General features: G+C 69.8%; 28 protein-coding genes. 15 read left to right on the top strand and 13 right to left on the bottom strand.

Going from position 1 to position 26112, the window contains the following annotated elements:
• Position 1: 1 nt before the first annotated feature.
• From AB0P18_RS15130 to AB0P18_RS15110, 5 genes are all read left to right on the top strand, one after another.
• Complete coding sequence (locus AB0P18_RS15130; protein WP_363360709.1) at positions 2-1237, top strand: alanine racemase; 1236 nt, start codon at positions 2-4, stop codon at positions 1235-1237.
• Positions 1234-2547 (top strand): D-arabinono-1,4-lactone oxidase, encoded by a 1314-nt coding sequence (locus tag AB0P18_RS15125; RefSeq protein ID WP_363360708.1) that lies wholly within the window; start codon positions 1234-1236, stop codon positions 2545-2547. Before AB0P18_RS15130 ends, AB0P18_RS15125 begins: the two co-directional genes overlap by 4 nt.
• Before the next feature lie 81 nt (positions 2548-2628).
• Positions 2629-3198 carry a LemA family protein gene (locus AB0P18_RS15120; RefSeq protein ID WP_344055845.1) on the top strand — a complete coding sequence of 190 codons (570 nt, stop codon included), beginning with the start codon at positions 2629-2631 and terminating at the stop codon, positions 3196-3198.
• A 56-nt stretch (positions 3199-3254) separates the two neighbouring features.
• A complete protein-coding gene (locus tag AB0P18_RS15115) occupies positions 3255-4100 on the top strand; it encodes a M48 family metallopeptidase (protein WP_363360725.1) in 846 nt (281 codons plus the stop codon).
• Between the two features lie 46 nt (positions 4101-4146).
• Positions 4147-5202, top strand: a complete 1056-nt coding sequence (locus tag AB0P18_RS15110) for a crosslink repair DNA glycosylase YcaQ family protein (RefSeq protein ID WP_363360707.1) — start codon at positions 4147-4149, stop codon at positions 5200-5202.
• 3 nt (positions 5203-5205) lie between these two features.
• Here AB0P18_RS15110 and AB0P18_RS15105 read toward each other — a convergent pair whose 3' ends face one another.
• Entirely contained in the window at positions 5206-6444 is a 1239-nt protein-coding gene (locus AB0P18_RS15105) for a crosslink repair DNA glycosylase YcaQ family protein (RefSeq protein ID WP_363360706.1), read from the bottom strand.
• A 51-nt stretch (positions 6445-6495) separates the two neighbouring features.
• Here AB0P18_RS15105 and AB0P18_RS15100 point away from each other — a divergent pair, with 51 nt between their 5' ends.
• A complete protein-coding gene (locus tag AB0P18_RS15100) occupies positions 6496-7689 on the top strand; it encodes an AI-2E family transporter (RefSeq protein WP_363360705.1) in 1194 nt (397 codons plus the stop codon).
• Entirely contained in the window at positions 7686-8912 is a 1227-nt protein-coding gene (ilvA, locus tag AB0P18_RS15095) for a threonine ammonia-lyase (protein WP_344054533.1), read from the top strand. Before AB0P18_RS15100 ends, ilvA begins: the two co-directional genes overlap by 4 nt.
• A 22-nt stretch (positions 8913-8934) precedes the next feature.
• On the opposite strand, the gene greA is transcribed toward ilvA, so the two are convergent.
• Both greA and AB0P18_RS15085 read right to left on the bottom strand, forming a co-directional pair.
• Positions 8935-9426 carry a transcription elongation factor GreA gene (greA, locus tag AB0P18_RS15090; protein ID WP_344054531.1) on the bottom strand — a complete coding sequence of 164 codons (492 nt, stop codon included), beginning with the start codon at positions 9424-9426 and terminating at the stop codon, positions 8935-8937.
• A 110-nt stretch (positions 9427-9536) separates the two neighbouring features.
• Positions 9537-9941, bottom strand: coding sequence for a DUF4307 domain-containing protein (locus tag AB0P18_RS15085; protein WP_363360704.1), 405 nt, complete (start codon positions 9939-9941; stop codon positions 9537-9539).
• A 111-nt stretch (positions 9942-10052) separates the two neighbouring features.
• Here AB0P18_RS15085 and AB0P18_RS15080 point away from each other — a divergent pair, with 111 nt between their 5' ends.
• Positions 10053-10358, top strand: coding sequence for a hypothetical protein (locus tag AB0P18_RS15080; protein WP_363360703.1), 306 nt, complete (start codon positions 10053-10055; stop codon positions 10356-10358).
• Positions 10359-10362: 4 nt separating this feature from the next.
• Here AB0P18_RS15080 and AB0P18_RS15075 read toward each other — a convergent pair whose 3' ends face one another.
• Positions 10363-11115, bottom strand: a complete 753-nt coding sequence (locus AB0P18_RS15075; RefSeq protein ID WP_363360724.1) for a hemolysin III family protein — start codon at positions 11113-11115, stop codon at positions 10363-10365.
• Positions 11116-11198: 83 nt separating this feature from the next.
• On the opposite strand from AB0P18_RS15075, the gene AB0P18_RS15070 reads away from it, so the two are divergent.
• The 3 genes from AB0P18_RS15070 (at position 11199) to AB0P18_RS15060 (ending at position 14380) form a co-directional block, all read left to right on the top strand.
• On the top strand, positions 11199-11978 hold the full coding sequence (locus AB0P18_RS15070) for an isoprenyl transferase (RefSeq protein WP_363360702.1): 780 nt from the start codon (positions 11199-11201) through the stop codon (positions 11976-11978).
• A gap of 187 nt (positions 11979-12165) precedes the next feature.
• Complete coding sequence (locus tag AB0P18_RS15065; protein ID WP_363360701.1) at positions 12166-13515, top strand: PhoH family protein; 1350 nt, start codon at positions 12166-12168, stop codon at positions 13513-13515.
• 157 nt (positions 13516-13672) lie between these two features.
• Positions 13673-14380, top strand: a complete 708-nt coding sequence (locus tag AB0P18_RS15060; RefSeq protein ID WP_363360700.1) for a hypothetical protein — start codon at positions 13673-13675, stop codon at positions 14378-14380.
• Positions 14381-14471: 91 nt separating this feature from the next.
• Here the strand turns inward: AB0P18_RS15060 and AB0P18_RS15055 are convergent, their stop codons facing one another.
• From AB0P18_RS15055 to xseA, 7 genes are all read right to left on the bottom strand, one after another.
• The gene (locus AB0P18_RS15055; RefSeq protein WP_363360699.1) at positions 14472-15128 is read right to left on the bottom strand and encodes a response regulator transcription factor; all 657 of its coding nucleotides are present in this window, start codon (positions 15126-15128) and stop codon (positions 14472-14474) included.
• Complete coding sequence (locus tag AB0P18_RS15050) at positions 15125-16633, bottom strand: HAMP domain-containing sensor histidine kinase (protein WP_363360698.1); 1509 nt, start codon at positions 16631-16633, stop codon at positions 15125-15127. Before AB0P18_RS15050 ends, AB0P18_RS15055 begins: the two co-directional genes overlap by 4 nt.
• Before the next feature lie 42 nt (positions 16634-16675).
• The gene (locus AB0P18_RS15045; RefSeq protein WP_344054514.1) at positions 16676-18070 is read right to left on the bottom strand and encodes a class II fumarate hydratase; all 1395 of its coding nucleotides are present in this window, start codon (positions 18068-18070) and stop codon (positions 16676-16678) included.
• A gap of 58 nt (positions 18071-18128) precedes the next feature.
• Positions 18129-18734, bottom strand: coding sequence for a carbonic anhydrase (locus tag AB0P18_RS15040; RefSeq protein WP_344055843.1), 606 nt, complete (start codon positions 18732-18734; stop codon positions 18129-18131).
• 38 nt (positions 18735-18772) lie between these two features.
• Positions 18773-19423 (bottom strand): DUF4245 family protein, encoded by a 651-nt coding sequence (locus AB0P18_RS15035; RefSeq protein ID WP_344054512.1) that lies wholly within the window; start codon positions 19421-19423, stop codon positions 18773-18775.
• Positions 19423-19656, bottom strand: coding sequence for an exodeoxyribonuclease VII small subunit (locus AB0P18_RS15030; RefSeq protein ID WP_363360697.1), 234 nt, complete (start codon positions 19654-19656; stop codon positions 19423-19425). Before AB0P18_RS15030 ends, AB0P18_RS15035 begins: the two co-directional genes overlap by 1 nt.
• Before the next feature lie 61 nt (positions 19657-19717).
• The gene (gene xseA, locus AB0P18_RS15025) at positions 19718-20992 is read right to left on the bottom strand and encodes an exodeoxyribonuclease VII large subunit (protein ID WP_363360696.1); all 1275 of its coding nucleotides are present in this window, start codon (positions 20990-20992) and stop codon (positions 19718-19720) included.
• 75 nt (positions 20993-21067) lie between these two features.
• Here xseA and AB0P18_RS15020 point away from each other — a divergent pair, with 75 nt between their 5' ends.
• Genes AB0P18_RS15020 through AB0P18_RS15010 form a run of 3 tightly spaced genes read left to right on the top strand, consistent with a single transcriptional unit; the run spans position 21068 to position 23237 of the window.
• Complete coding sequence (locus AB0P18_RS15020; protein ID WP_344054506.1) at positions 21068-22126, top strand: 4-hydroxy-3-methylbut-2-enyl diphosphate reductase; 1059 nt, start codon at positions 21068-21070, stop codon at positions 22124-22126.
• The gene (locus AB0P18_RS15015; protein ID WP_344054504.1) at positions 22123-22686 is read left to right on the top strand and encodes a DUF6264 family protein; all 564 of its coding nucleotides are present in this window, start codon (positions 22123-22125) and stop codon (positions 22684-22686) included. The genes AB0P18_RS15020 and AB0P18_RS15015 overlap by 4 nt, the downstream gene beginning before the upstream one ends.
• A complete protein-coding gene (locus AB0P18_RS15010; protein WP_363360695.1) occupies positions 22656-23237 on the top strand; it encodes an MOSC domain-containing protein in 582 nt (193 codons plus the stop codon). Before AB0P18_RS15015 ends, AB0P18_RS15010 begins: the two co-directional genes overlap by 31 nt.
• A 5-nt stretch (positions 23238-23242) precedes the next feature.
• Here AB0P18_RS15010 and AB0P18_RS15005 read toward each other — a convergent pair whose 3' ends face one another.
• Both AB0P18_RS15005 and fbaA read right to left on the bottom strand, forming a co-directional pair.
• Positions 23243-24052: an aldolase/citrate lyase family protein gene (locus AB0P18_RS15005; RefSeq protein ID WP_363360694.1), complete on the bottom strand. Its 810-nt coding sequence runs from the start codon at positions 24050-24052 to the stop codon at positions 23243-23245.
• A gap of 149 nt (positions 24053-24201) precedes the next feature.
• Positions 24202-25230 (bottom strand): class II fructose-bisphosphate aldolase, encoded by a 1029-nt coding sequence (fbaA, locus tag AB0P18_RS15000; RefSeq protein ID WP_344054497.1) that lies wholly within the window; start codon positions 25228-25230, stop codon positions 24202-24204.
• A 103-nt stretch (positions 25231-25333) separates the two neighbouring features.
• Between fbaA and AB0P18_RS14995 the strand changes: the two genes are divergently transcribed.
• Positions 25334-26041, top strand: a complete 708-nt coding sequence (locus AB0P18_RS14995; RefSeq protein ID WP_363360693.1) for an FCD domain-containing protein — start codon at positions 25334-25336, stop codon at positions 26039-26041.
• Positions 26042-26112: the final 71 nt, after the last annotated feature.

Here is a 26112-nt window from a genome sequence, read left to right as displayed (position 1 = left end):
CATGACGATCGATCTGCTCGCCGCGAGCGATGCACCGCAGCGCACGCCATGGGCCGATCCGGACTCGTACTGGGGTGCGATGACGGATGCCGTTGCCGGCGTGCCCGCTCCGGCGGCGGCGCTTCATCTGGACGCGCTGCGCTACAACGCGCTGGACATGCTCGTCCGCGCCGCCGGAGTTCCGATCCGCGTCGCGAGCAAGTCGGTGCGCGTGCGCGAGGTCCTGGATGCCGTGCTCCGCCTTCCCGGATATCGCGGCATCCTCGCCTTCACGCTGCCGGAGGCGCTCTGGCTCGCCGAGACCCATGGCGACATCGTCCTGGGCTACCCGAGCGTGGACCGCGCGGCGCTGCGGGTGCTGGCCTCCGACGAACGGGCGGCGTCGCGGATCACGGTCATGGTCGATGACCTCGCTCAGCTGGACGCGTTGGATGCGGTCGCCCCGCCGACCGGGCGACCCGAGATCCGTGTCGCGATCGACGCCGACGCGTCCTGGCGGGCTCCCGGGCTCGGACACGTCGGTGTGCGCCGTTCCCCCGTGCACGAGGCGGCAGAGGTCGCGGCTCTGGCCCGGGCGATCGCCCGGCGACCCGGCGTGCGCGTGGTCGGGCTCATGATGTACGAAGCGCAGATCGCCGGTCAGGGCGACGCGACGGGGGCGGGCGATCCCGTCATCCGGTGGATGCAGCGCCGCTCCGCGCAGGAGCTGCGAGACCGTCGCGCGGCGATCGTCGACGCCGTCCGCGCGATCGCGCCGTTGGAGTTCGTCAACGGCGGCGGCACCGGCTCCCTCGAGCTGACGGCCGCCGACCAGTCCGTGACCGAGCTCACGGCGGGGAGCGGTCTGCTCGCCGGGCACCTCTTCGACGGGTACCAGGCCTTCGACCCGGCACCCGCGGCTGCGTTCGCCCTCGACGTCGTGCGCCGGCCCGCTCCCGACATCGTCACCGTCCTCGGCGGCGGGTGGATCGCGTCCGGACCCCCGGTCGCGTCGCGTCAGCCGCAGCCGGTGTGGCCGCACGGGCTGCGGACTCTCGCGCGGGAGGGAGCCGGTGAGGTGCAGACGCCGCTGCAGGGTCGTGCGGCAGCCGGCCTCGCGCTCGGGGACCGGGTGTGGTTCCGCCACGCGAAGAGCGGCGAGCTCGCCGAGCGTGTCGACGCGTACCACCTCGTCGGCGCCGGGGCGCCGGCGGGGACGGCGCCGACCTATCGCGGCGAAGGGAAGGCGTTCCTGTGACGCGCCCGGGCGACCGCTGGCAGAACTGGGGCCGCTCGGCGAGCGTCCGCCCGCAGCTGGTCGAGTTCCCTGCCTCCACGGCCGCGGTGCAGCGCTCCGTGCGCGCGGCAGCGGCGCGCGGGATGCGTGTGAAGGCGATCGGCGCGGGCCACAGCTTCACCGGCATCGCCGTCGCCCCGGGCGTCCTGCTGGATCTCAGCGACCTCACCGGTCTCGTCGGAGCCGACCGGCGAACCGGACGGGTGACGCTGCGCGCCGGCACGCGCCTGCATCAGATCCCGAGACTCCTCGCCCCGTACGGCCTCGCGATGCCCAACCTCGGCGACATCGACCGCCAGTCGATCGCCGGAGCGCTCTCCACCGGAACCCACGGCACCGGCGCGCGATTCGGCGGCATCGCGACGCAGGTCGTCGGTGTCACGCTCGTCACCGCCGACGGGGAGCTCCTGCGCGTCGACGACGAGCACGACGCCGATCTGCTGCCCGCCGTCGCTCTCGGTCTCGGCGCGCTCGGCATCCTCGTCGAGGTGACGCTGCAGTGCGTTCCGGCCTTCCTCCTTCACGCGGTGGAAGCGCCGGAAGCCCTGGACGAGGTGCTGGACGGTCTCGAGGACCGTGTTGCCGCCGCAGACCACTTCGAGTTCTACTGGTTCGCGCACACCGACCGGGCCATGACGAAGACGAACACCCGGCTGCCCGAGAGCGCGGTGCGCCGGCCGCTGCCGCGGATCGGCAAGTGGGTCGACGACGTCGTGATCGGCAACGGACTGCACCAGATCGCGTGCAGCGTCGCCCGGACGGTGCCCGCCACGATTCCGGCGATCAACCGCGCGTCGGTGCGGCTGTGGGGCGACCGCGAATTCACGGATCTCTCGCACCGCGTGTTCGCGACCGAGCGGTCGGTGCGCTTCCGCGAGATGGAGTACGCGCTGCCCGCGGAGAACGTGCGCGCCGCCTTCGACGCCCTCCGTGCGCTCGTGGCGGACCGCGGCTGGCGTATCTCGTTCCCGGTGGAGGTGCGCTTCGCGGCTGCCGACGACCTCTGGCTGTCCACCGCCTCCGGGCGCGCGTCCGCATACATCGCGGTGCACCGGTACTGGCGCGAGGATCCGACGGAGTACTTCCACGCCGTCGAGCAGATCATGCTGGGCTTCGGAGGTCGCCCCCACTGGGGCAAGATGCACACTCTGGATGCCGCGGCCCTGCGCGACCGCTACCCCCGGTTCGGCGACTTCGTCGCCCTGCGGGACCGTCTCGACCCCGCGCGGATGTTCGCCAATCGGCATCTGGACCGCATCCTCGGTGAGTAAGCCCTGTGAGCGGGCGGACGGCCCTCATCCGGGAGTCCGCCGGTGGTTAGGATGAGTCAAACCTTGAACGGAGTCACCGGCATGTGGGAATGGCTGATCCCGGTACTGATCGTCGTGGCGCTTCTCGTCATCGCCGGCATCTACCTGTGGGCGACGTACAACTCGCTCGTCGCACTGAACGTGCGCGTCGACGAGGCGTGGAGCGACATCACGGTGCAGCTCAAACGCCGTGCCGACCTTCTGCCGAACCTCATCGAGGCGGTGAAGGGCTATGCGGCGCATGAGAAGGCGGTCTTCGAGAACGTGACGCGGGCCAGAGCCGAGACGCTGACCGCCGGCGGGCCCGCCGAAGCCGGAGTCGCCGAGGGCCACATGCAGCAGGCGCTGAAGTCTCTGTTCGCCGTCGCCGAGGCATATCCGCAGCTGCAGGCGAGTCAGAACTTCCTCCAGCTGCAGCAGTCGATCGTCGACACCGAGGACAAGATCCAGGCGTCGCGCCGCTTCTACAACGGGGGCGTGCGCGAGCTGAACACCAAGATCAAGGTGTTCCCGAACAACCTCTTCGCCCGCAACCTCGGCTTCACCGAGCGCGAGTTCTTCGAGGTCGTGGATGGCGCGGCCATCAGCGAGCCGCCCAGGGTCCAGTTCTGATCTGACGTCTTCGCATGTACAGCGCCATCGCGCGCAACTAGCGCAACACCTGGTTCATCCTGGGCGCGTTCATCCTGCTGCTCGGTGCTGTCGGAGTGCTCGCGGGATGGCTCGCGGGCAACAACTGGTGGATCACCGCGTTCATCCTGGTCTTCGCCGCCGGTTACGCGACGTTCCAGTACTTCTTCGCCGACCGCGAAGCGATCGCGATGGCCGGCGCGACGCCGGTCTCGCAGACGGACGCACCTCGCTACTACCGGCTGGTGGAGAACCTGTGCATCGCGACCGGGACTCCGATGCCGCGTCTGTACGTCGTGGAGGACCCCGCGCCCAACGCCTTCGCCACCGGTCGGAAGCCCGAGGAAGCGTCGATCACGGTCACGACGGGGCTGTTCGAGCTCATGTCGGATCGTGAACTCGAGGGCGTCCTCGGGCACGAGCTCGGTCATATCCGCAACTACGACATCCGGGTTTCGCTCATCGTCTTCGGTCTCGTCGTCGCCGTCGGCATCCTCGCCGACATATTCCTGCGCTTCGCGTTCTTCGGCGGCGGGCGCCGCGGCGGGAACGCCCAGGCGCAGCTCCTCTTCGTGCTGTTCGGCGTGGTCGCCGCGATCGTCGCCCCTCTCCTCGCGGGAGCCGTGCAGGCGGCGATCTCCCGCCAGCGCGAGTACCTCGCGGACGCGACGAGTGCGATGACCACACGCGACCCGGACGGACTCGCCTCGGCGCTCGGCAAGCTCGCGGAGTTCGGCGCGCCGTTGCGCAAGGCGAACACGTCCATGGCGCACTTGTGGATCGCCGACCCCCTCAAGCCGAATGCACTGGCGCGGATGTTCGCCACCCACCCGCCGCTCGCGGAGCGCATCGAGCGGCTCCACACCATGGGCGGGCAGTTCTGAGGACTCCGTGCACGAGTTGACGAGAAAGCAGGCGCGCCGGATCGCCGTGACTGCGCAGGCGCTGACAGCCGAACGCCCCGGCGGCATCGTCGAGACCGTCGACGCTCTCTCCGTGGTCAACATCGATCCGACCGCGGCGATCGCACCCAGCGCCGACCACATCCTGTGGAGCAGGATCGGCTGGCCCTACCGCCCCGCCGATCTCACCCGCGCCGTCGAGGTCGACCGGGCGATCTTCGAATGGGCGGGCTTCTACCGCCCGATGACCGACCTTGCGCTGTACCTGCCGGTCATGCGGGCGTGGCCGGTGTACCGCGATCAGCGGGACTGGATGGAGGCGAATGCGCGCTTCGCGGACGACGTGATCGCTCAGCTGCGGGCGTCGGGTCCACTCCGCACCGGCGAGATCCCCGACACGAGTCAGGTGTCCTGGAAGTCGTCCGGATGGACGAACGAGCGCAATGTCACCCAGATGCTCGAGTTCCTCGTCCTCCGCGGCGACGTGGCGATCGCGGGACGAGAGGGCAAGGAGCGCGTCTGGGACGTCGCCGAGCGGGTGTACGCGCTCTCCTCTCCGGAGCTCGGCGACGAGGACGCCGCGCGGGGACGTGCCGAGCGTCGGCTCGGCTCCCTCGGGATCGCGCGGGTGAAGTCGGTGAAGCAGCCCGTCGAGCCGATCGACGTGGGTGAGATCGGCGAGCCCGCGCGCGTCGAGGGCGTCCGCGGCGTGTGGCGGGTCGATCCCGTGGTCCTGCGGGCTGCGGAGTCGTTCACCCCGCGCACGGCCCTGCTCTCGCCGTTCGACCGTCTCGTGTTCGACCGCACGCGCGCCCAGGAGATCTTCGACTTCGAGTACATCGTGGAGATGTACAAGCCTGCGGGGCGGCGGCGGTGGGGCTACTTCGCGCTCCCGATCCTGTACGCCGACCGCCTCGTCGGGAAGCTCGACGCGGCCGCCGACCGCAAGGCGGGACTCCTCCGCGTGCACGCCGTCCACGAGGACGAGCCGTTCACCGCCGAAGTGCACGATGCGGTGCGGGCCGAGATCCGCGAACTCGCGTCCTGGCTCGGACTCGAGGTGGTCGGCATCCCCGCGGAGTGAGCCTCACCGCCGCGTGAGGTCGTGCCTTCTCGCCTCAGGGAGCGTGTCCGCCAGGTCGTCCGTCGCGTCGCCCCAGTGCGACACCGAGAGCGAGGACAGCCCCTGCCAGGAGGCGGCGAGCCGGATCTCGTCCGCAAGCCGTGCGGCGGCATCCGCACCCACGCCGTGTTCCCACCAGGCGGACTGCACGAGGAGCGTCGAGGACGCGCGGTCGGCCTTGAGGTCCACGCGGCCGACGATGTCGTCGCCGATGAGCACGGGCAGGCTGTAGTAGCCGAACCGGCGTTTGGGAGCGGGCGTGTAGATCTCGATCCGGTAGTCGAAGTCGAAGAGGCGCGCGGCGCGGTCTCGGAACCACACCACCGGGTCGAACGGCGTGAGGATCGCTGCCGTGTCGATCCGGCGCGGGAGAGTGGCGTCGCGGTGCAGCCAGGCCTGTGCGGGGCGTCCCGCGACGCTCCAGCCGGCCACGGTGACCGGGCGCAGCTCGCCCGCATCGACGAGGTCGTGCAGCGATGAGAGAACTGCGGCGCGATCCTTGATCCGCCAGTAGTCCGCAATATCGGACGCCGTCGCGACGCCCGACGCCCGGGCGGCCCGGCGGACGAGTTCGCGGATCGCCTCCGCTCGGGGAACCGGCCGGTCGAGCACGTCGGCGGGCAGGACCTGCTCGGCGAGAGCGTAGCGTCGCTCGAAACCGCGTCGGCCGGCGATCGCCACCTCGCCGAAGAGGAACAGGTGCTCGAGCGCGTTCTTGACGACGTCCCAGTCCCACCACGGCCCGCGCCGGGCCCGCTTCGCATCGTGGTCGATCTCGGCCGGACGCAGCGGCCCGCGCCGGGCGAGCTCTGCGAGCACCCATGCGGCGATGTCGCGGTGGCCGTCGAACCAACTCCCCGGTTTGGCGTATTGAGCGCGAAGGTCGTCGCGTCGGAACTGGAACAGGCTCCAGTCGGCCGCGGGGATGAATGCCGCCACGTGCGCCCAGGATTCGACGTACGCCGGACGGCGGGAGAACAGCAGGCGATCCAGGGTCGCCGTGTCGTACGCGCCGAGCCGCGAGAACAGCGGCACGTAGTGCGAGCGCGCGAAGACGTTGACGGAGTCGATCTGCAGCGTCCCCATCCGGGCCATCGCGAGGTTGAGCTGCCGGGTGCCGGGAGCGCTCGGACGCGGTTGCCCGAATCCCTGGGCGGCCAGCGTGACGCGCCGTGCCTCGGGAATGCTCAGGGTGTCTTTCACGGCGTGAGCCTATCGGCGGACCGCGACATCGCCCGCCCGTAGAATGGCCGGATGAGCACACCCGAGGGCCGGCCGAAAGGCTCGTTCCTCGACGCCCTCCGTGACCGCGGTCGCGTGGTGTCCACCGATGTGTCCGGTGCCGTCCCCCGAGGGCTCAAGCTCGCCACCGCCTACTCGTGGCGGTTGCTCGTCGTCGCCGCGGCGATCGGCGTGGGCATCTGGATCGTCATCCAGTTGAAGCTGCTCGTCATCCCGCTGCTCGTGGCGATCCTCATCACGGCGCTGCTGTGGCCTGCGTTCAGCTGGATGCTGCGTCACCGCGTGCCGCGGTGGCTGGCGATCACGATCTCGGTTGTCGGGACGATCGCGATCGTGGCGGGGCTCATCTGGCTCGTCGTGTGGCAGGTCTCGCGGCAGTGGGCCTCGGTGCAGACGCGGACGATCGCTGCCGTCGAGCAGTTCCGTCAGTATCTGATCGACGGCCCGCTGCACCTGACGACCGGACAGATCGACGACCTCCTCTCCCAGGGGCTGACGCTCCTCCAGGAGCAGGCGCAGCTGCTGCTGTCCGGAGCGCTCGCGATCGGCACGACCCTCGGGCACGTCGGCGTCGGTGCCCTCCTCGCCCTCTTCATCCTGCTGTGCCTCCTCGCCGACGGCGGCGGGATCTGGCGGTGGACGACGCGGCTCTTCCCGAAGGCGGCGCGGCCGGCCGTCGACGGCTCGGCAAGGGCCGGCTGGGTCATGGTCGTGAACTACGCGCGCACCCAGCTCATGGTCGCGACGATCGACGCGGTCGGCATCGGCCTGGGCGCGTTCCTCCTCGGTGTGCCGCTCGCGATCCCGGTTGCCGTCCTGGTCTTCCTCGGCGCGTTCATCCCGATCGTCGGGGCCGTCGTGACCGGAACGGTCGCGGTCTTCCTCGCCCTCGTCTACAACGGCCCCTGGATCGCGCTGTGGATGCTCGTCGTCGTCCTCGGCGTCCAGCAGATCGAGGGCCACGTCCTCCAGCCGCTTCTGATGGGGTCCGCGGTGAAGGTTCATCCGCTCGCCGTCGTGCTCGTCGTCGCGGGCGGTGCGATGATCGCCGGCATCCCCGGTGCCCTCTTCGCCGTCCCGCTGGCGGCATTCGTGAACGTCGTGGCGGTCTACATCGGCGACAAGGCCTGGCAGTCCGGCGCGCCGCCTTCATCCGTCGACCTGATCTGGACGACCGTGCCGCGCCCCAGGAGGGTCCGTTCGTGAGCATTCCCACTCTGGCGGAGTTCGAGGACGCCGCCGCATCGCTGCAGGGCGTCATCACGCGGACGCCGCTGGATGAGTCCCAGCACCTGAGCGAACTCCTCGGCGTCCCCGTGCACCTCAAACTCGAGAACCTCCAGCGCACGGGATCCTTCAAGATCCGGGGTGCCACCTACCGGCTGTCCCGGCTGACGCCGGAAGAGCGCGCGCGGGGTGTGGTCGCCGCTTCCGCGGGCAATCACGCCCAGGGAGTGGCGCTGGCTGCGCAGGCGCTCGGCATCTCGGCCACGATCTTCATGCCGCTCGGGGTCCCCGTCCCCAAGCTCCTGGCCACGCGCGGGTACGGCGCAGAGGTGATCCTGGAGGGCGCGACGGTCGAGACGCCGCTGCGTCTCGCGGCCGAGTTCGCCGAGCGCACCGGTGCGGTGCTGATCCCCCCGTTCGATCATCGCGACATCATCATCGGCCAGGGGACGCTCGGCCTCGAGCTGTTCGACGCGGTGCCGGACCTCGACACGGTGCTGGTCGGCATCGGCGGCGGCGGTCTGATCGCGGGCGTGGCCGCCGCGGTGAAGGCGCGCGCCGCCGCCGTGGGTCGCCGTGTCCGTGTGATCGGCATCCAGGCGGAGAACTCCGCCGCCTATCCCTCGTCGCTCGCAGCGGGCAGACCACTTGTGGTGGACACGCTGCCGACGATCGCCGACGGCATCGCGGTGGCCCGCCCGGGTGACGTGCCGTTCGCGATCATCAGCGAGCTCGTCGACGAGGTCGTCACGGTGACCGACGACGACATCGCACGGGCGCTGCTGATGCTCCTCGAACGCGCCAAGCAGGTCGTCGAACCTGCCGGCGCCGTCGGCGTGGCGGCGATCCTCGCGGGCAAGATCACCGCGACCGGCCCCACCGTATCGGTGCTCTCGGGGGGGAACATCGACCCGTTGCTGCTGCAGCGCGTCGTTTCACACGGTCTCGCGGCCTCGGGGCGCTACATGACGTTGCGGATCCCGCTCCCGGACCGGCCCGGTCAGCTCGCGCGCGTGTCCGAACTGCTCGCGCACGCGGGGGCGAACGTGATCGAGGTCATGCACACCCGGCACGGCCAGGGCCTGCAGATCAGCGAAGTGATCCTGCAGCTGAGCGTGGAGACCCGGGGAGAGGAGCACCGTGCGCACGTGATCCAGACGCTGCGCGACGCCGGCTTCCTGCCGACGGTCGTGCCCGACTGATCTCGTCAGCGACGCGGGGCGTTCACTGGCCCGAGTAGGTCTCGACCTTCACGATCTCCACGGCGATCGCGCGACCGTTGGGGGCGGTGTACGAGGTCTTCTCGCCTTCGCTCAGCCCGAGGATCGCCGCGCCCAGGGGCGAGGCCTCGCTGTAGACGTCCAGTTCGGAGTCCGCGGCGATCTCGCGATTGCCCAGGAGGAAGATCTCTTCGCCTCCCGCCACGATCGCCGTCACGACGGTTCCGGGCTCGACGACGCCGGTGCTCTCGGGCGCTTCGCTGACCGTCGCGTTCTTGAGGAGGTGCTGCAGCGTGCGGATGCGGGCCTCCTGCTTGCCCTGCTCGTCCTTGGCCGCGTGATATCCGCCGTTCTCCTTCAGGTCGCCTTCTTCGCGCGCGGCTTCGATTCGCTTCGCGATCTCCTCGCGGCCCGTCGTGGACAGGCGCTCGAGTTCGGCCGCCAGGCGGTCGTAGGCGTCCTGGGTCAGGAACGTCACCGGGGCATCATTGGACACGAGGTCTCCTTCGGTCGCGGCGAGGGTGTGAGCATCCACAGTCCCGACTGCTCGGATGCCAAAACGCCCCGGCTCCCGCCAGGGCGTCTGTCGACTGTGCTGCGGCCAGACTACGTCACCCAGCACGCGTTGACCAAACCTGTCGTCGCCTCTGCCGTCGTCGGGATCGTCTCGCGGAACGCCCGTGCGTGGGTCTGAGATGCGGGCAATTCCACGACCTTCCAGCCGACCACGCCGTGATCTTCGTCCTGCGCTTCCAGGACGCACGCCACCGCGCGACCGACGGGAGCGGTCACCTGGAACGAGAGAGTCACCGACCGCGCGTCGTCCACGGTGAACCCGGTCGTGTCCGCGGAGACGTCATCGAGGGCGTTCGCGATCGTCATCCAGGCGAACAGACCCGCGATGACGACGCCCGCCGCGATGATGAGCCCGATCGTCCATCTTCTGCGCGGGGTGCTCGTGCGCCCGTAGCGCTCGTCGAGCATGTCCTGTGTCGTCGTGGGGGTCGTCATCGTCGCGGATTCGTCCCTACCGGGTGCTGGGGCGGGGGCGGAGGCTCCGCCCGCGTGGAAGTTAGGCTGGTATCTCCAGGCTAGGCGCTTGCGCGCGGAACGAGGACATCCATGCACGACGCGTTCGGCGTGATCGCACACGCCGCCCTGACGGTGTTCACGGGCACGATGACGCCCACACCCGAGGAGACCGTCGATCCCGTCCTGGTCACACCGGGACCGGCCGGCTTCGTGGTGATCGCCCTGCTCTCGCTCGCCGTCGTCGCGCTCGTCTGGGACATGATGCGCCGCATCCGTCGCGGCCGCGTGCGCGCCGACATCAACGAGGAGCTGGATGCGCAGGAGCGGGCGGATGCCGAGGCGGCGGCCCAGCCGCCGACCGAGGAGCCCGAGGGCGACACGCCTTCGCGCGCCTGACTGCTCAGCCGGGGACGCCGAGCGACGGCGAGAGGGGCTGGAGGGCGATCAGCGCGCATGCGGTCCAATGGCAGAGGAAGGCCAGCACCGTGCACACGTGGAAGATCTCGTGGAAGCCGAAATGCCCGGGCCACGGGTTCGGCTTCTTCATCGCGTAGACGACCGCACCCAGGGTGTACAGCAGGCCGCCGATGATGACGAGGATCATCATGGCGGCGTTCGCCTGGAAGAGATCGACGATGTACATGATCGCCGCCCATCCGAGCACCAGATAGAGGGCCACGTAGAGCCAGCGGGGGGCGCCGATCCAGAAGACGCGGAACAGGATGCCGATCAACGCCCCGGACCAGACCAGGGACAGCAGCAGCACCCCCTTCTCGGGCGGCAGGGCGAGCGTCGCGAGCGGCGTGTACGTGCCCGCGATCAGCAGGAAGATGTTGGCGTGGTCGATGCGCTTGAGCACCGCTTTGGTCTTCGGCCCCCAGGTGAAGCGGTGGTAGACCGCGGAGGCCCCGAACAGCAGCATCGAGGTCACCATGAACACGGCCGCAGCCCATTTCGCGACCGATCCCTGGGCGATCGCGATCAGGACGATGCCCGCGGCGATCGCGATCGGGAACGTGCCGGCGTGCAGCCAGCCGCGCCACGTCGGCTTGATGTCGACGTGGGCGGTGTCCTCCGCCTCTTCCATGAGCGGAAGCTGGATCCGGTCGACGCCTTCGTCTGCAGGCTCGTCCGCTCGCGCGTCGGAACTCATGCGGGAAGCCACGCATCGAGCCTACGCTTCGGCGTATGCCGACGGGCGCACGCGCAGTGAGGGAGCGAGGGTAGCGTAGGCGTGTGAGTGCGTCGAGCGGAGGCAGAGGGCCCCTCTACCGGCTGTACATCAACCGGCTCCGCCGTCAGATCGAGCCGTCGGCGGTGCCGCATCACGTCGCGATGATGATCGACGGCAATCGCCGCTGGGCCCGTCAGCTCGGCTACGACTCCGCTGCCCACGGTCATCGGGCCGGCGCGGCGAAGATGCGCGAGTTCCTGGAGTGGTGCGACGACGTGGGCGTCAAGGTCGTCTCCCTGTATCTGCTCTCGAACGACAATCTCGTCAAGCGCGAATCGCGGGAGCTCGCGGACCTCATCGAGATCATCGCGGAGCTCGCCGTGGAGCTGTCGACCGAGCGCGATTGGCGCGTCCGGCACATGGGCCGCGCGCACCTGCTGCCTCCCGAACTCGCGCGCGTTCTCCGCGACGCCGAGGAGCGCACCCGCGACCACACAGGTCTGCACGTCAACCTCGCGGTCGGCTACGGCGGACGCGGCGAGATCGTCGATGCCGTGCGCAGCATCATCGCCACCCACGATCGGGAGGGCGGTTCGCTCGAAGAGCTCGCGGCGAGCCTGACTCCGGAGCAGATCGGCGAGCACCTGTACACGACAGGACAGCCGGACCCGGACCTGGTGATCCGCACGTCGGGGGAGCAGCGGTTGAGCGACTTCCTGCTGTGGCAGTCCGCACACAGCGAGTTCTACTTCGTCGAGGCGCTCGGCCCGGACCTCCGGGAAGTGGACTTCCTGCGGGCGATCCGCGACTACGCGAGCCGCGATCGGCGCTACGGCAGCTGAGCGCGTTCGCGCGGAATTCACCCGCCCGTAACATCGCTCAGCGTGTCGGTGACGCTGACGTCACACGGCGGTCGTAGCGTCAACTCATCGGGCAAGGCGCCCGGTCGAGTCGGCCGTGAAGGATCACGACTCGTGGCCCTGGTCGACTCGAGACTGCCGGGTGGAACACCCGGGTCGGGAGTGGGTTGTGACCACACGAGCACCACAGCAGCGTCAGCACATCGACGGGGTCGGGGAACCGGAGACGGACCTGCGCACCTATGTCCTGGACACCTCCGTCCTGCTGAGCGATCCGCGGGCATTCTTCCGCTTCGCCGAGCACAACGTCGTGATCCCCGTCGTGGTGATCACCGAGCTCGAGGGCAAGCGACACGATCCCGAGATCGGGTATTTCGCCCGTCAGGCGCTGCGCCACCTCGACGAACTGCGCGTGGAGCACGGCCGGCTCGACTTCCCGGTGCAGGTGGGCGAGGGCGGAACCCTGCGGGTCGAGCTGAACAACACCGAGGCAGGCGTCCTCCCTTCCGGAATGCGACTCGGGGACAATGACAGCCGGATCCTCGCAGTGGCGATGCACCTCGCTCAAGACGGCCAGGAGGTCACCGTCGTCTCGAAGGATCTGCCGATGCGCGTCAAGGCGGCATCCCTCGGCATCACCGCCGAGGAGTATCTCGCCGAGCAGGCGGTCGACTCCGGGTGGACCGGCATCGCGACGATCAACGTCTCGGGCGATGACATCAGCGACCTGTACGAAACCGAGATCGCGACGGGCGACGAAGCGCGGGGGCTGCCGGTGAACACCGGGCTCATCATCCACTCCGAGCGGGGATCCGCGCTCGGCCGGGTCACCGGCGACGGCCAGTACCGACTCGTCCGCGGCGACCGCGAGGTCTTCGGACTGCACGGACGCTCGGCCGAGCAGCGTATCGCGATCGACCTCCTGCTGGACCCGGACGTCGGCATCGTCTCCCTCGGTGGTCGCGCCGGAACGGGCAAGTCCGCGCTCGCGCTGTGCGCCGGACTCGAGTCGGTTCTCGAACGTCAGCAGCAGCGCAAGGTCATCGTGTTCCGACCGCTGTACGCCGTGGGTGGTCAGGAGCTCGGGTACCTGCCCGGAGATCAGGGCGAAAAGATGAACCCGTGGGGACAGGCGGTGTTCGACACGCTCGGATCCGTGGTGAGCGGCAACGTCGTCGAGGAGGTCGTCGCCCGCGGTCTGCTCGAGGTCATGCCCCTCACTCACATCCGCGGCCGCTCGCTGCACGACGCATTCGTGATCGTCGATGAGGCCCAGTCTCTCGAGCGGAACGTCCTGCTCACCGTCCTCAGCCGCATGGGTCAGAATTCGCGCATCGTCCTGACGCACGACGTCGGGCAGCGGGACAACCTCCGCGTCGGCCGTCACGACGGAGTCGCCTCGGTGATCGAGACGCTCAAGGGCCACGATCTGTTCGGTCACGTCACGCTCGCCCGCTCCGAGCGCTCGGCGATCGCCGCGCTCGTGACGGACCTGCTGGAGGCCGGCGAACTGGCCTGAGTCCCCTCCTCGCGCCATCGCGGCGCATGAGAAGAGTCTCATGCGCCGCGGGGGCGGCGGGCGGGCACGGTCTGCCACGATGGGGGAAGCGCACGTCGTGCGCGGAACCGGAGGATCATTCGTGGAGGGCCGGACGCGACTGGCGGTGGGTGGTGGCGTGGCAATGGCCGCAAGCATCGCGGTCGTCTGCGCGGTGGCACTCACGACGTCGGCATCCCTCGCCGACACCCCCGGGGCGACCGCGTACGCGGGGGGAGTGGTCGTGCCTGCCGCCCCGACGCCGTCACCGCCCTCCGAAAGAGTTCTGACGCCGGCGCCTGCCCCCGTCGACGTGGTGGAGTCGCCCGAGCTTCCGGCCGACGAGCCCGAGACCGTGCCTGCGCCCGCACCGGTCGATCTCGCCGCGGATGCCGACCGCGGAGGCGCTGCGACCTCCGATGCGCCGGGCCCGACAGACGAGGAGCAGGTGCTCGCCGACGCAGTCCGCTCCGGTGACTGGGACACCGCGTACGCCTGGGCGCTCGGACAGGGCTGGAGTGCGGGTCGGCTGCAGTCCTGGCTCGCGCGTCTGGAATCCTTGCGCGCCGATCAGTTCATTGCACCGGCTGAGATCGAGTCCTCCTCTTCTTCCCACCGGGTTGCGGAGATCGCCGCGGGGTCTTCGAGCGCCTCCTCGAAGCTCCTGCCCGAGCAGCCGGTGACACCGGGTCCGCAAGCGCAGTCGGAGCGGCGCGGCACGGAGGGCTCACCGCCCGTCGAGCCGGCACACGACCGTCCCGCCGAGAGGACGGATCATGCGTCCGAGCACGTCCCTTCTGGGCTGCCCGGGCCGATGAGAGAGCGATCGCAGGTCCCCCCAGACTGAGCGATCGCCGCGGCCGGCTTCCCCGAGCCCGGCCCCTCCCAGCCCCCGGTGTTTCCCCCACACCGGGGGCTTCTCCGTGGGCGCCGCCGCTTCACTCCCAGCGGTAGCCCGCTCCGCGAACGGTGATGATGTGCTCGGCGCCGAGCTTGCCGCGCAGGTAGCGCACGTAGACGTCCACGACATTGGATCCCGGGTCGAAGTCCAGACCCCATACGCGGCTCAGCAGGTGCTCGCGGCTGAGCACGCGTCCGGGACTACGCAGGAACTGCTCGGCCAGCGCGAACTCGCGCGCCGAGAGCTCCACATCGCGGCCGTCCACGCTGGCCCGCCGAGCGAGGATGTCGAGCGTGACCCCGCCGTGGGTGACCGAGACGTCGGGGGTGGCGGTGCTCTCGCGAAGGCGTGAACGGATGCGGGCGAGCAGCTCCTCGAACGTGAAGGGCTTGCGCACGTAGTCGTTCGCGCCGAGATCGAGGCCCTGCACCGTGTCCTTCGTGCTGGTCCGCGCGGTCAGCATGATGACGGGAACCGGCGAGCCGTGACTGCGGATGGCGCGCAGCACTTCGAAGCCGTCCATGCTCGGAAGCCCCACATCCAGCAGCACGAGGTCGACATCCGCGCGCAGCGCCCTTTGCAGGCCCTCGGCGCCGTCGCCGATCACGACCGTCGAGTAGCCGGCGGCATCCAGGCCGCGGCGAACGAACGCGGCGATGCGCGGCTCGTCCTCGATGAGCAGGATCGTGGTCATCCGGTCGCGTCCCTCTGCAGCACGACGTCGCCGGCCCGGACCGGTGCCGGCACCTCCGCCGCCGAGAGCGGGATGCGGACCGTGAACGTCGCACCGCCGCCTGGAGTCTCGGTGACGGTACAGGTGCCGCCGTGTCCCTTCGCGATCGCATCGACGATCGCCAGGCCCAGACCGGAGCCACCCACGGCTCGGGTTCCCTGAGCGCGGTCGAACCGGCGGAAGATGCGGTGTCGCAGAGCCGGTGGGATGCCGGGGCCGTGATCGGCGACCCAGAGGAACGCGGCGGCGTCTGTCACCGCACTGCCCAGCTCGATCTCGCTTCCGGCGGGCGAGTACTTCGCGGCGTTCTCGGCCAGCTGCAGCCATGCCTGGAGCAGGCGGTCGGAGTCGCCCAGGATCTGCCCGTCGGCGACGCCCACGACCGTCCACGTGTGACCCGGGATCACCGCGACGAGTTCGCCGATGCGCGCCGTGAGTGCGCCGAGGTCGACGTCGGTCATCGCGTAGGCGTCTCCCTCGACGGTGGCGAGGAGGTCGATGTCGTCCACGAGCCTGGTCATCCGGTCGAGTTCGGCCATTCCGATCTCGCGTGTGACCGCCACGTCTCGGGCATCGCGCGGATCCATGAGCTCGAGGTGACCTCGCACGATCGTGATGGGTGTCTTCAGTTCGTGGCGGACGTCGTCCAGGAGCTGGCGCTGCACGTCGACGGAGCCTTCGAGCCGATCGAGCATCGAGTTCATGGTGCGGGTCAGATCGGAGATGTCGTCGTCGCCGCGCGCGGGCAGGCGCGGGGACAGGTCATCCAGGGTCACCGCATCCGCCGCCTCCCGGAGGCGCCGGATGGGGGAGAGCAGTCGGCCCGCGACGAACCAGCCCACGAAGCCGATCGTCACGAGCATCACGACCGCGGCTGCGGAGTAGGTGGCGATCGCCGCCGTCACGGGACTGAGCTCGGCGCCGAGATCCACCGCGCGGACGTAGACGCCCTTCTGCGGGTCTCCGGGCATCGATACCGGGATCGCGATGTAGCGGAGCGACCCGCGCTCGGTGACAGCGGTCCCGACGACGGTCTCGCCCCCGGCCGTCTCGGCGACGACGCGGTCGATGAATTGCTGGTCCCCGGAGATGTCGAAGCCCGAAAGCGTCGCCGGACGGTAGCGGGTCTTCCCGTCGATCACGGCGACCGCGCCTTCGTTGCGGGCGGGCGAGAGCCGTGCGACGGTGCTGTAGAGGAAGTCCGAGACCGTCGTGAATTCGCTGATGTCCAGATCCTCGCTGGCGGTCGTGGGTTCCCCGGCATCCGTCTGCGGCTCCGCTCCCGCGGCGACCGTCGTCAGGCGATCGACCTGTTCACGCAGGCGGCTGTCGACCTCGGTGAGCACACGCTCGCGCTGCACGAGGAAGGTCACCCCGCCCACGAGGGCGAGTCCGATGCACGCCACCGCCAGGATCGCGCCGAGGATTCGGGCGCGCGCCGAGAGGGGCCGGTGCAGGCGGGTCACCCCCCGATTATCGCCCGCGCCCCGGCACTTCGGGAGGGGCGCTCAGCCAGCGTGCGTCATGGACAGCAGATCGAGCTTCTCGTCCAGCTGCTCGATCGTGATCTCTCCACGCTCGACGTAGCCGAGGTCGATCACCGCCTCACGGACGGTGATCCCCTTCGCGACGGAGTGCTTCGCGATCTTCGCGGCGGCCTCGTAGCCGATGAGCTTGTTGAGCGGCGTGACGATCGACGGGGACATGCCGGCGTATGCCGCCGCCCGCTCGACGTTCGCCTCGAGCCCGTCGATCGTCTTGTCGGCGAGGATGCGCATCGAGTTCGCCAGCAGCCGGATGGACTCCAGCACGGCGGTGCCCATGACCGGGATCGCGACGTTGAGCTCGAAAGCGCCGGAAGCGCCCGCCCACGCGACCGTCGCGTCATTGCCGATCACGCGGGCGCAGACCATGAGCGTCGCCTCCGGCACGACAGGGTTGACTTTGCCCGGCATGATCGAGGAGCCGGGCTGCAGGTCGGGGATGTGCAGTTCGCCGAGTCCGGTGTTGGGCCCCGAGCCCATCCAGCGGAGGTCGTTGTTGATCTTCGTGAGCGACACCGCGATCGTCCGCAGCGCACCCGAAGCTTCGACGAGACCGTCCCGGTTCGCCTGCGCCTCGAAGTGGTCCTTGGCCTCGGTGATGGGCAGCTCGGTGTCGGACGCGATGAGCGCGATGACCTTCTGCGGGAACCCGAGCGGGGTGTTGATCCCGGTGCCGACAGCGGTGCCGCCCAAAGGGACCTCGGCAACGCGCGACAGCACCGCCTGCACGCGTTCGATGCCCAGGCGCATCTGGCGGGCGTATCCACCGAACTCCTGTCCGAGTGTGACCGGTGTCGCGTCCATCAGGTGGGTGCGACCGGACTTGACGACGTCCTTCCACGCCTCGGCCTTCGCCTCGAACGCCACGGCGAGGTGATCCAGAGCCGGGATCAGGTCATCGATGAGCTCTTGAGTCACGGCGATGTGCACGGAGGTGGGGAACACGTCGTTCGAGGACTGCGAAGCGTTCACGTGGTCGTTCGGATGCACGGGCGAGCCGAGATCCTGCGACGCGAGGGTCGCGAGCACTTCGTTCATGTTCATGTTCGACGACGTACCGCTGCCGGTCTGGTAGACGTCGATAGGGAACTGGTCGGCGTGCTCGCCGGCGATGATCCGGTCCGCGGCGCGCGCGATCGCGTCCGCGATCGCGCCGTCCAGTGTCCCGAGCTCCTTGTTCGCCAGCGCGGCGGCCTTCTTGATGCGGGCGAGCGCGACGATCTGCGCCGGGTCGAGGGCATCGCCCGAGATCGGGAAGTTCTCCACGGCGCGCTGCGTCTGCGCGGCGTACAGCGCATCGCGCGGCACGCGCACCTCGCCCATCGTGTCGTGTTCGATGCGGTACTCGATGTCGGTCACGTCGTCGTTCCTCCAGAGGTCGGGGTTGTCTTCACGGCACCGTCGCGGCGCCGACGGGTCAGTCTTCGGCGCCGAGGATCACATCGGGCACGGCCGTGCCCTCGGCGAGTCGGTAGTTCGCACCCACGATCGCCAGGCGACGCTCCGCCACGGCGTCGCTGATCAGCTCGGACGAGTGCAGGAGCTCGGCCACCGTGTCGCGGAGGTGCTCGCGGCCGACGCGGTCGGCATCGATGACGGCCGGCACCGCCCCGTCGACGGTCATCTCACGCTGCACACGACGCACGGCGGGAACGATCGGCGCGATCTGCCGCCAGATGCGCGGTGGAAGCGCGGGGGCCTCGAGGGCGACGCTGTCGATCGCAGCACCGACGGCGCCGCACGCGTCGTGCCCGAGGACGACGATGAGCGGCACCTCCAGAACGGCGACCGCGTACTCGAGGCTGCCGACGACCGAGTCGGAGATGACCTGCCCGGCGTTGCGCACGACGAAGAGGTCGCCCAGGCCCTTGTCGAAGATGATCTCGGCGGACAGTCGCGAGTCAGAACACCCGAAGAGGGCAGCACGCGGACGCTGACCCGTGGCGAGCTCGGCCCGCCGATCGACATCCTGCCGCGGGTGTCGGGGTTCTCCGGCGACGAACCGCGCGTTGCCCCGCTGCATCTCCTGCCAGGCCTTCAGCGGGCTGGGTTCGGTCACGCTCACTCCTGTTCGCTCGTCTCGGCGCGCAGCGCCGCGATCTGATCCGAGACCGACGCGGCCACGAGCTCGAGCGTCGCGGCATCGGTCGATCCGTAGATCAGCACGACGTCCGACCCTGCCTGCGTGCTCAGGGCGGCCGAGACGTTGCCGGCTCGCGAGGGGTCGGGGATCGCGTACGTGTCCCACTGGATGCCGTCGATCTCAACGGTGCCGTCCGCAGAGGCGCCGCTCAGCACACGCGTCGTCCACGCCGGGTCGGCGTCGAATCCCTGAGCGAAGCGCAGGAAGCCGCTCGTCTCGTCCGGCACGTACACGATCGTCCACGCGGGGATCGCATCGCCTTCGATCGACGCCCGGTTCACCAGCCATTCGGTCGGCACGCCGGGGACGAGCACCGTGCGCCCCTCAGCCTGCGAGATCGACTCCGCGACCGCGGCGACATCGATGGGTTCGCGCGGCGGGGGCGTGCCCCGCGGCACCGCGAACACGATCACGAGGACCACGCCCAGGGTGACCAGGAGAGCCGCGATCAGATTGCGGGTGTTCTGGCTCGCCCGGTAGATGCGCGAAGACTCCGCCTTGCGATCGGCGGCTTCGTCGGGCGTCTCCGGTCGGCCGAGCTCGGCGACGATACGCGGGTCACGAGCCATCAGGCGTCCGCGCTTCCGCCGCCGGAGCGGGCCTCGTCGAGCCGACGCTTCGCGCCGAGCAGCCATTCCTCACATCGCGCCGCGAGTGCCTCGCCGCGTTCCCACAGTTCGAGCGAATGCTCCAGCGTCGGGGCGCCCTGCTCGAGTTCGGCGACGACGCGCACGAGCTCGTCCCGAGCCTGTTCGAACGAGAGGCCCGCGACGTCGGCCACGCCTTCGGTCGGTGCGCTCATGAGATTCATTCTAGAGACGTCCGCGCCGCGCACCCGCTCGGCTGCGCGTTCTCGAGCAGGGTCATCGCTCGCCGACCTCGCCCTCGGAGCGGGCCGCGAACGAGCCGCGGCCGACGGTCACGACGACGCTCGCGCCCGCCTCGGCCTCGCTCGCATCGCGCACGATCGCTCCGCTCGGCAGGTGGGCGATCGCATAGCCGCGGGCGAGGGTCGACGCGGGGGAGAGGGTGCGCAGCGCCGCCCGCAGCTCCGCGGCGCGCCGCGCCTGCGCTTCGAGCCGCCGGTCGATCACGTCCCGCCCGCGGGAGAGCAGCAGCCACTGCTGCTGCGAGCGCGCGTCGATCATCGTCTCGGGTGTCCGCAGGACGGGCCGCGAGCGGAGCTGCTCGAGTTGGGCGATGTCGTGCGCGACCCGCTGGGACAGTCTCATCGACAGGCGTGAGCGGAGCTGGGCGACCAGCGCGCGCTGCTCGAGGACGTCCGGGACGATCCGCTTGGCCGCGTCCGTGGGGGTCGACGCGCGGAGGTCCGCGACGTCGTCCAGCAGGGGGTGGTCGTTCTCGTGCCCGATCGCGCTGACGACGGGAGTGGATGCCGCTGCCACGGCGCGCAGGAGGCGCTCGTCGCTGAACCCCAGGAGGTGCTGCGGGTCGCCGCCGCCGCGGGCGATGACGATCACGTCGACCGAGGGATCGGCATCCAGTGCCCGAAGCGCGCCGATCGTCTCGGGGACGCAGCGGTCTCCCTGGACCGCGGCGTACGCGGTGCGGAAGCGCACCTGCGGCCAGCGCAGCTCGGCGTTGTGCCGGACGTCCTTCTCGGCGTCGGACTTCTCGCCCGTGATGAGTCCGACCACGTGGGGCAGGAACGGGATCGGCTTCTTTCGGGCCGGGTCGAAAAGTCCTTCGCCGCGGAGTTTCGCGCGCAGACGCTCGAGCTTCTCGAGCTGGTCGCCGAGCCCGACGTGGCGCATCGCCGAGACGGAGAAGCTGAAGTCGCCCGACTTCACGAAGTAGTCCGCCTTGACGCAGGCGATGACGTGATCGCCGACGGAAAGATCCGCCGGGAGTCGCTGACGCGTGCTCGACCAGATGCGGAACGAGATGGTCGCATCGGTGCCGAGGTCCTTCATCCGGCCGAACACATTGCCGGTGCGGACGTTCCACGACGTGATCTCGCCCTCGACCCACACGGACCCCCAGGTTTCGACGAACCCGCGGATCGTGTCGTTGAGGCGGGCGACCGAGGTGGGGGAGTCGGATGTGGAGTCCCGCGGGCGCACGGCATCCGGCGGCGGGGCCTCCCCGGCGACGGGGTCAGCGCGGAACGTCGTCATCCGATCCTCTCGTGGTGGCGGCACGGCGGCCCGATCGCACGGCCGTCGCCCAGGGCGCCCCCGTAGACTTGAGCTGTGAGCACCTCGGCCGTCCGTCTGCCCGTCCCCCGCATTCCGCGGCAGCGCGAGCGCCTTCAGGATATCCCGGTGCAGGGACACAAGAAGGTGCTGCTGGCGGCACCGCGCGGCTACTGCGCGGGTGTGGATCGTGCGGTGATCGCGGTGGAGAAGGCTCTCGAGCGCTACGGTGCGCCGGTCTACGTCCGCAAGCAGATCGTGCACAACATCCACGTCGTGACCGAGCTCGAGGCCGCCGGCGCGGTGTTCGTCGAGGAGGTCGACGAGGTCCCCGAAGGCGCACACGTCGTCTTCAGCGCGCACGGCGTCTCGCCCGCCGTCGTCTCGGCGGCATCGGAGCGGCACCTGCAGGCGATCGACGCGACCTGCCCGCTGGTGACGAAAGTGCATCGCGAGGCCGTGCGCTTCGCCCGGGACGACTTCGAGATCCTGCTCATCGGCCACGAGGGTCATGAAGAGGTCGAGGGCACCGCCGGCGAGGCGCCCGAGCACGTCACGATCGTGAATTCGCCCGAGCACGCGGACACGGTGGAGGTGCGCGACCCGTCTAAGGTCGTGTGGCTGTCGCAGACGACGCTGTCGGTGGACGAGACGATGGAGACCGTGCGGCGACTGCGCGAGCGGTTCCCGCAGCTGCAGGATCCGCCGTCGGACGACATCTGCTACGCGACGCAGAATCGTCAGGTCGCGATCAAGAAGGTCGCGAAGGATGCCGATCTGGTGATCGTGGTCGGCTCCGCGAACTCGTCCAACAGCGTGCGCCTGGTCGAAGTCGCCCTCGAGTACGGCGCGAAGGCGGCGTACCGCGTCGATTACGCGCACGAGCTCAAGCAGGAGTGGCTGGACGGCGTCGAGACCGTGGGTGTGACCAGCGGAGCTTCCGTCCCCGAAGTCCTCGTGCAGGAGGTCCTGGCCGATCTCGCCGACGCCGGCTACGGCACGATCGAGGAGGTCAAGACCGCGCAGGAAGACCTGATGTTCTCGCTTCCGAAGGAGCTGCGGCAGGACGCCTCGGGTCGCCGGGACGAGCGCGCTCTCGGCGGACGTACGACGTGAGCGATCCGGACCCGTCGCGCCCCCGGCCGCAGTACGGCGAGTACGCGACGCCGGAAGAACAGCGGGCCCGCATCAAGCAGCCCGAGATGACCTGGCTGCTGGAGACCGGACAGGATCCCGACGCGCTTGCGGGCGCGGCGCCTGCCGACGCACCGGCTTCACAGGCCCAGCCTGTCGCCCCGCCGAAGAGCCGCTTCGCCGACCGCGTCGCCACGATCGCGCTGCTGGCCTATGGTCTGGTCAACGTGGCGACCGGCATCCCCAGCATCGTGGATTACGGCGCGTACGTGTCGACCGTGATGGGCATGGCGGGAGTCGACGCGCAGCTCGCGGACGTTTCGGCGGGCAGACCGTGGGCGATCGCGGCGGCGGTGATCCTGGCTGTCGGCTGGCTGGCGACCGCGCTCATCTCGTGGCGCAGCATGTCGAAGGGGAGACTCACCTGGTGGATTCCGCTGACAGCGGGAGTGGTCTTCACGTTCGTCATCGGCATCCTGCTGATGGTGCCGATCGTGTCGGATCCGACGCTGTGGAACGCGATCCTGAACAGCGCCCGGTGATGCCGCGCCTGGTCGCGGTGTGCGCCGTGTCCGCCCTGCGGCCGGACGGCGGCAGGGATCGCGTCACCGCGATCGACAAGCGTCCTCTCGAGGGTCGCGTACGCATCGGTCGCTACGGCGTGGGTGCGGATGTCCAGGCCGATCGCAAGCATCACGGCGGTCTCGACAAGGCGCTGTACGCCTACGCCGCGGAGGACGCCGCCTTCTGGGAGGAGGAGCTCGGACGGTCGCTGCCGCCGGGGTTCTTCGGTGAGAACCTGCGGACCGAGGGTCTCGATGTGAATGCGAGCGTGATCGGCGAGGTGTGGCGGATCGGAGAGGTCTGCACGGTGGAGGTCACGATGCCGCGCACTCCGTGCCAGACGTTCGCGCGGTGGGTGGGTGGTGCCGAGCAGCGGGGCTGGGTGAAGCGCTTCTCGTCCGAACGCCGCCTCGGTCCGTACCTGAGAGTCCTCCGCAACGGTTCGGTGCAGGCGGGTGACCCCATCGAGGTCATCTCACGTCCCGAAGGCGCTCCGGGACTTCTCGTCGGCTATCGCGACCCCGCCTGACGGTCTCAGCGCGCGGCGGCGAGTCCGAACGCGGCGGCGCGCTCGAGGAGGAGTTCGGCGCGGGCGCGAGCGGGAGCATACGAGCCGTCACCGTGAACGGGGCCGTCGAGGATCCGGATGGCGTCCCGGATGGCATCCGTCGTCGGCGAGAGACCCTCGTGCAGCGGCGCGAGGTGGTCATCCCGCAGGACGAGCTTGCCGGTCATCCCCATCGCCAGCGCGTGACGCGCAGCGGCCAGGGCGTCGGTGGGCGACCCGAGGCACGGTCCGTCGATCGGAGCGGGGATGCCGGCGGCGGCACTGGCTACCACGAGTCGGGCGCGGGGCCACGACAGCACCACGGGGTCGTCGGCCATTCCGGTGTCGCGACGGAAATCGCCGCTGCCGAACGCGAGACGGAAGGTCGCCGGGTGCGACGCGATCGACAGCGCACGCTCCAGCCCGATGGCCGATTCGATCAGCGCGACGATCCTCGTTCCCGCGGGGACTCGCTCCGCGGTCGCCTCCACCTGGGCGGCGGAGGCGGTCTCCGCGAGGACGATGCCCTGCAGCCCCGCTGCCGAGCCCACGGCACGCAGATCGGCATCCCAGGCTGGAGTGCCGTGTCCGCTCACGCGCACCCACGCCTCCCGCCGCCCGAGCACGGCGGCGGCTGCCTCACGCCCTTCGTCCTTGAGCTCGGGCGCCAGCCCGTCCTCGAGGTCCAGGACGAGCGCGTCCGGGGTGACCGCGTCCGATGGCGCGAGCGGCGAGCGCAGCATCCAGGATCTCGCCCGATCGGCGCTGATCCGCGGGCGGGTCGAAGTCTCGGTCATCGGTTCTCCACGTTCTGCGCGCACGGCCGATGTGCGCACGTGTCGATCCTGTGCGGGGTCGATGCGGTCGTCGACTTTCGGTCGTAATGGTCCCCGAACGGCGCGATGCCCCGGTCCAGCCGGACCGGGGCATCGCGGAGTACGGGGGTTCAGCTCTGGGAGTGTCCCGCGGAGCCGAGCTGCTGCGTGGCCTGCACGACGCGGGCGGCCATCGCCGACTCGGCGATCTTGCCCCACGCACGCGGGTCGTAGGCCTTCTTGTTGCCGACCTCGCCGTCGACCTTCAGCACGCCGTCGTAGTTCTGGAACATGAAGCCGGCCACCGCGCGCGTGAACGCGTACTGGGTGTCGGTATCGATGTTCATCTTGATGACGCCGTTCGCGACCGCGAGCGCGATCTCCTCATCGGTGGAGCCGGAACCGCCGTGGAAGACCAGGTCGAGGGGCTTGGGGCCGGTGCCGAACTTCGCGGCGATGCCCTCCTGGATCTCGCCGAGAAGCTCGGGGCGCAGCTTGACGTTGCCGGGCTTGTACACGCCGTGGACGTTGCCGAACGTGAGCGCGGCGATCCAGCGGCCGTTCTCACCGAGTCCCAGACCCTCGACGGCCTTGGTCACATCGGCGACCGTCGTGTAGAGCGCCTCGTTGGAGCCCTCGTGCTTGACGCCGTCCTCTTCGCCGCCGACGACGCCGATCTCGACCTCGAGGATCGCGTTGATCGCCTTCAGGCGCGGCAGAAGCTCCTGGGCGATCTCGATGTTCTCATCGAGCGGCACCGCCGAGCCGTCCCACATGTGCGACTGGAAGATCGGCTGTCCGCCGTCGGCGACGACCTTCTCGGACTCCGCGATCAGCGGCAGGACGAAGTCCTCGAGCGCGGGCTTGGGGCAGTGGTCGGTGTGCAGGGCGACCGTGACGGGGTAGCTCTTGGCCACTTCGTGGACGTACTTCGCGAATGCCAGGGCACCGGTCGCGCGGGCCTTGACGGTGTGGCCGGCGAAGTAGTCGGCGCCGCCGGTCGTGACCTGGATGATGCCGTCGGATCCCGCTTCGGTCAGGCCCTGCAGGATCGCGTTCACGCTCTGCGAACTCGACGCGTTGAACGCGGGGTAGGCGAACCCGCCCGCCTTCGCGCGGTCCAGCATCTCGGCGTACTGCTCGGGGGTGGCGACGGGCATGACGGCTCCTTGGTCGTGTGCAGGGTTTCACCGTCACTCTAGCGAAGGGCGCCCCGCCGCGACCGTTAGGCTACCCACGACACCACGCGGGGAAGGAGCCCGGATGCCTCGCAAATCCCTCGTCTCGGTCGTGGCCGACGCGCTCCTGGACCGCATCGTCTCGGGCGACCTCGATGTCGGGGCACCACTGCCGAGCGAAGCCGAGATCGGCGAGGCGTACGACGTCAGCCGTGTGACGGTGCGCGAAGCGCTCCGCGTCCTGACGACGCAGGGCATCGTCCGCGTGACGTCGGGGATCGGCTCGGTCGTCACACCGCTGGAGGACTGGCAATCGCTCGCGGCGATCCTCCGTTATCGGTCGGCGCGAGGCAACGACGGCGAGGTGGCGACGCAGCTCATCGCGGTGCGGCGGATGTTCGAGGCAGAGGCGGCCGCGCTCGCCGCGCCGCGTCTGAACGGTGCGGCGCTGGATGAGCTCGCGTCGTGCGTCGAGCGGATGCGGGGGGCAAGCGGCGCGGGCGACGTCGATGCGTTCGTCGAAGCGGACCTCCGGTTCCACGATCTGATCCTGCGCGGCTCGGGGAACGTGTTCCTCGCCGCGCTGTTCGAGCCGCTCACCCGCGTGCTGGCCGAGCGTCGCGCGCAGACCTCGCGCGTCCCCGAAATCCAGCGGCACGCGATCGACGAGCATGCCGCCGTTCTCGCCGCGCTTCGGGAAGGGGACGCCGTGCGCGCGCGTGCCTCGATGGAGCACCACATGCAGCAGACCCTCCAGGACCTGCACACGTACGTGCTCGCCGAGAGCGACTGAGCGCCTCCTATTGACACCACGCGTCGCATCTGTCAACCTGTATGACACCTGACAGCAGGTACCTAACGAAG

Origin of the sequence: Microbacterium sp. NPDC064584 (assembly GCF_040687315.1) — a bacterium.
GTDB classification, from domain to species: domain Bacteria; phylum Actinomycetota; class Actinomycetes; order Actinomycetales; family Microbacteriaceae; genus Microbacterium; species Microbacterium lacus.
This window is presented reverse-complemented; position numbering and strand designations above follow the sequence as displayed.

Excerpts from the sequence above, each read along its gene's own strand:
- AB0P18_RS15055 (WP_363360699.1), bottom strand. The coding sequence starts at position 15,128 with ATGACCACGATCCTGCTCATCGAGGACGAGCCGCGCATCGCCGCGTTC.
- fbaA (WP_344054497.1), bottom strand. The coding sequence starts at position 25,230 with ATGCCCGTCGCCACCCCCGAGCAGTACGCCGAGATGCTGGACCGCGCG.
- AB0P18_RS15030 (WP_363360697.1), bottom strand. The coding sequence starts at position 19,656 with ATGAGCGCACCGACCGAAGGCGTGGCCGACGTCGCGGGCCTCTCGTTC.
- AB0P18_RS15120 (WP_344055845.1), top strand. The coding sequence starts at position 2,629 with ATGTGGGAATGGCTGATCCCGGTACTGATCGTCGTGGCGCTTCTCGTC.
- AB0P18_RS15085 (WP_363360704.1), bottom strand. The coding sequence starts at position 9,941 with ATGACGACCCCCACGACGACACAGGACATGCTCGACGAGCGCTACGGG.
- AB0P18_RS15005 (WP_363360694.1), bottom strand. The coding sequence starts at position 24,052 with ATGACCGAGACTTCGACCCGCCCGCGGATCAGCGCCGATCGGGCGAGA.
- AB0P18_RS15130 (WP_363360709.1), top strand. The coding sequence starts at position 2 with ATGACGATCGATCTGCTCGCCGCGAGCGATGCACCGCAGCGCACGCCA.
- AB0P18_RS15080 (WP_363360703.1), top strand. The coding sequence starts at position 10,053 with ATGCACGACGCGTTCGGCGTGATCGCACACGCCGCCCTGACGGTGTTC.
- AB0P18_RS15100 (WP_363360705.1), top strand. The coding sequence starts at position 6,496 with ATGAGCACACCCGAGGGCCGGCCGAAAGGCTCGTTCCTCGACGCCCTC.
- AB0P18_RS15035 (WP_344054512.1), bottom strand. The coding sequence starts at position 19,423 with ATGGCTCGTGACCCGCGTATCGTCGCCGAGCTCGGCCGACCGGAGACG.
- AB0P18_RS14995 (WP_363360693.1), top strand. The coding sequence starts at position 25,334 with ATGCCTCGCAAATCCCTCGTCTCGGTCGTGGCCGACGCGCTCCTGGAC.
- xseA (WP_363360696.1), bottom strand. The coding sequence starts at position 20,992 with ATGACGACGTTCCGCGCTGACCCCGTCGCCGGGGAGGCCCCGCCGCCG.
- AB0P18_RS15040 (WP_344055843.1), bottom strand. The coding sequence starts at position 18,734 with ATGCAGCGGGGCAACGCGCGGTTCGTCGCCGGAGAACCCCGACACCCG.
- AB0P18_RS15075 (WP_363360724.1), bottom strand. The coding sequence starts at position 11,115 with ATGAGTTCCGACGCGCGAGCGGACGAGCCTGCAGACGAAGGCGTCGAC.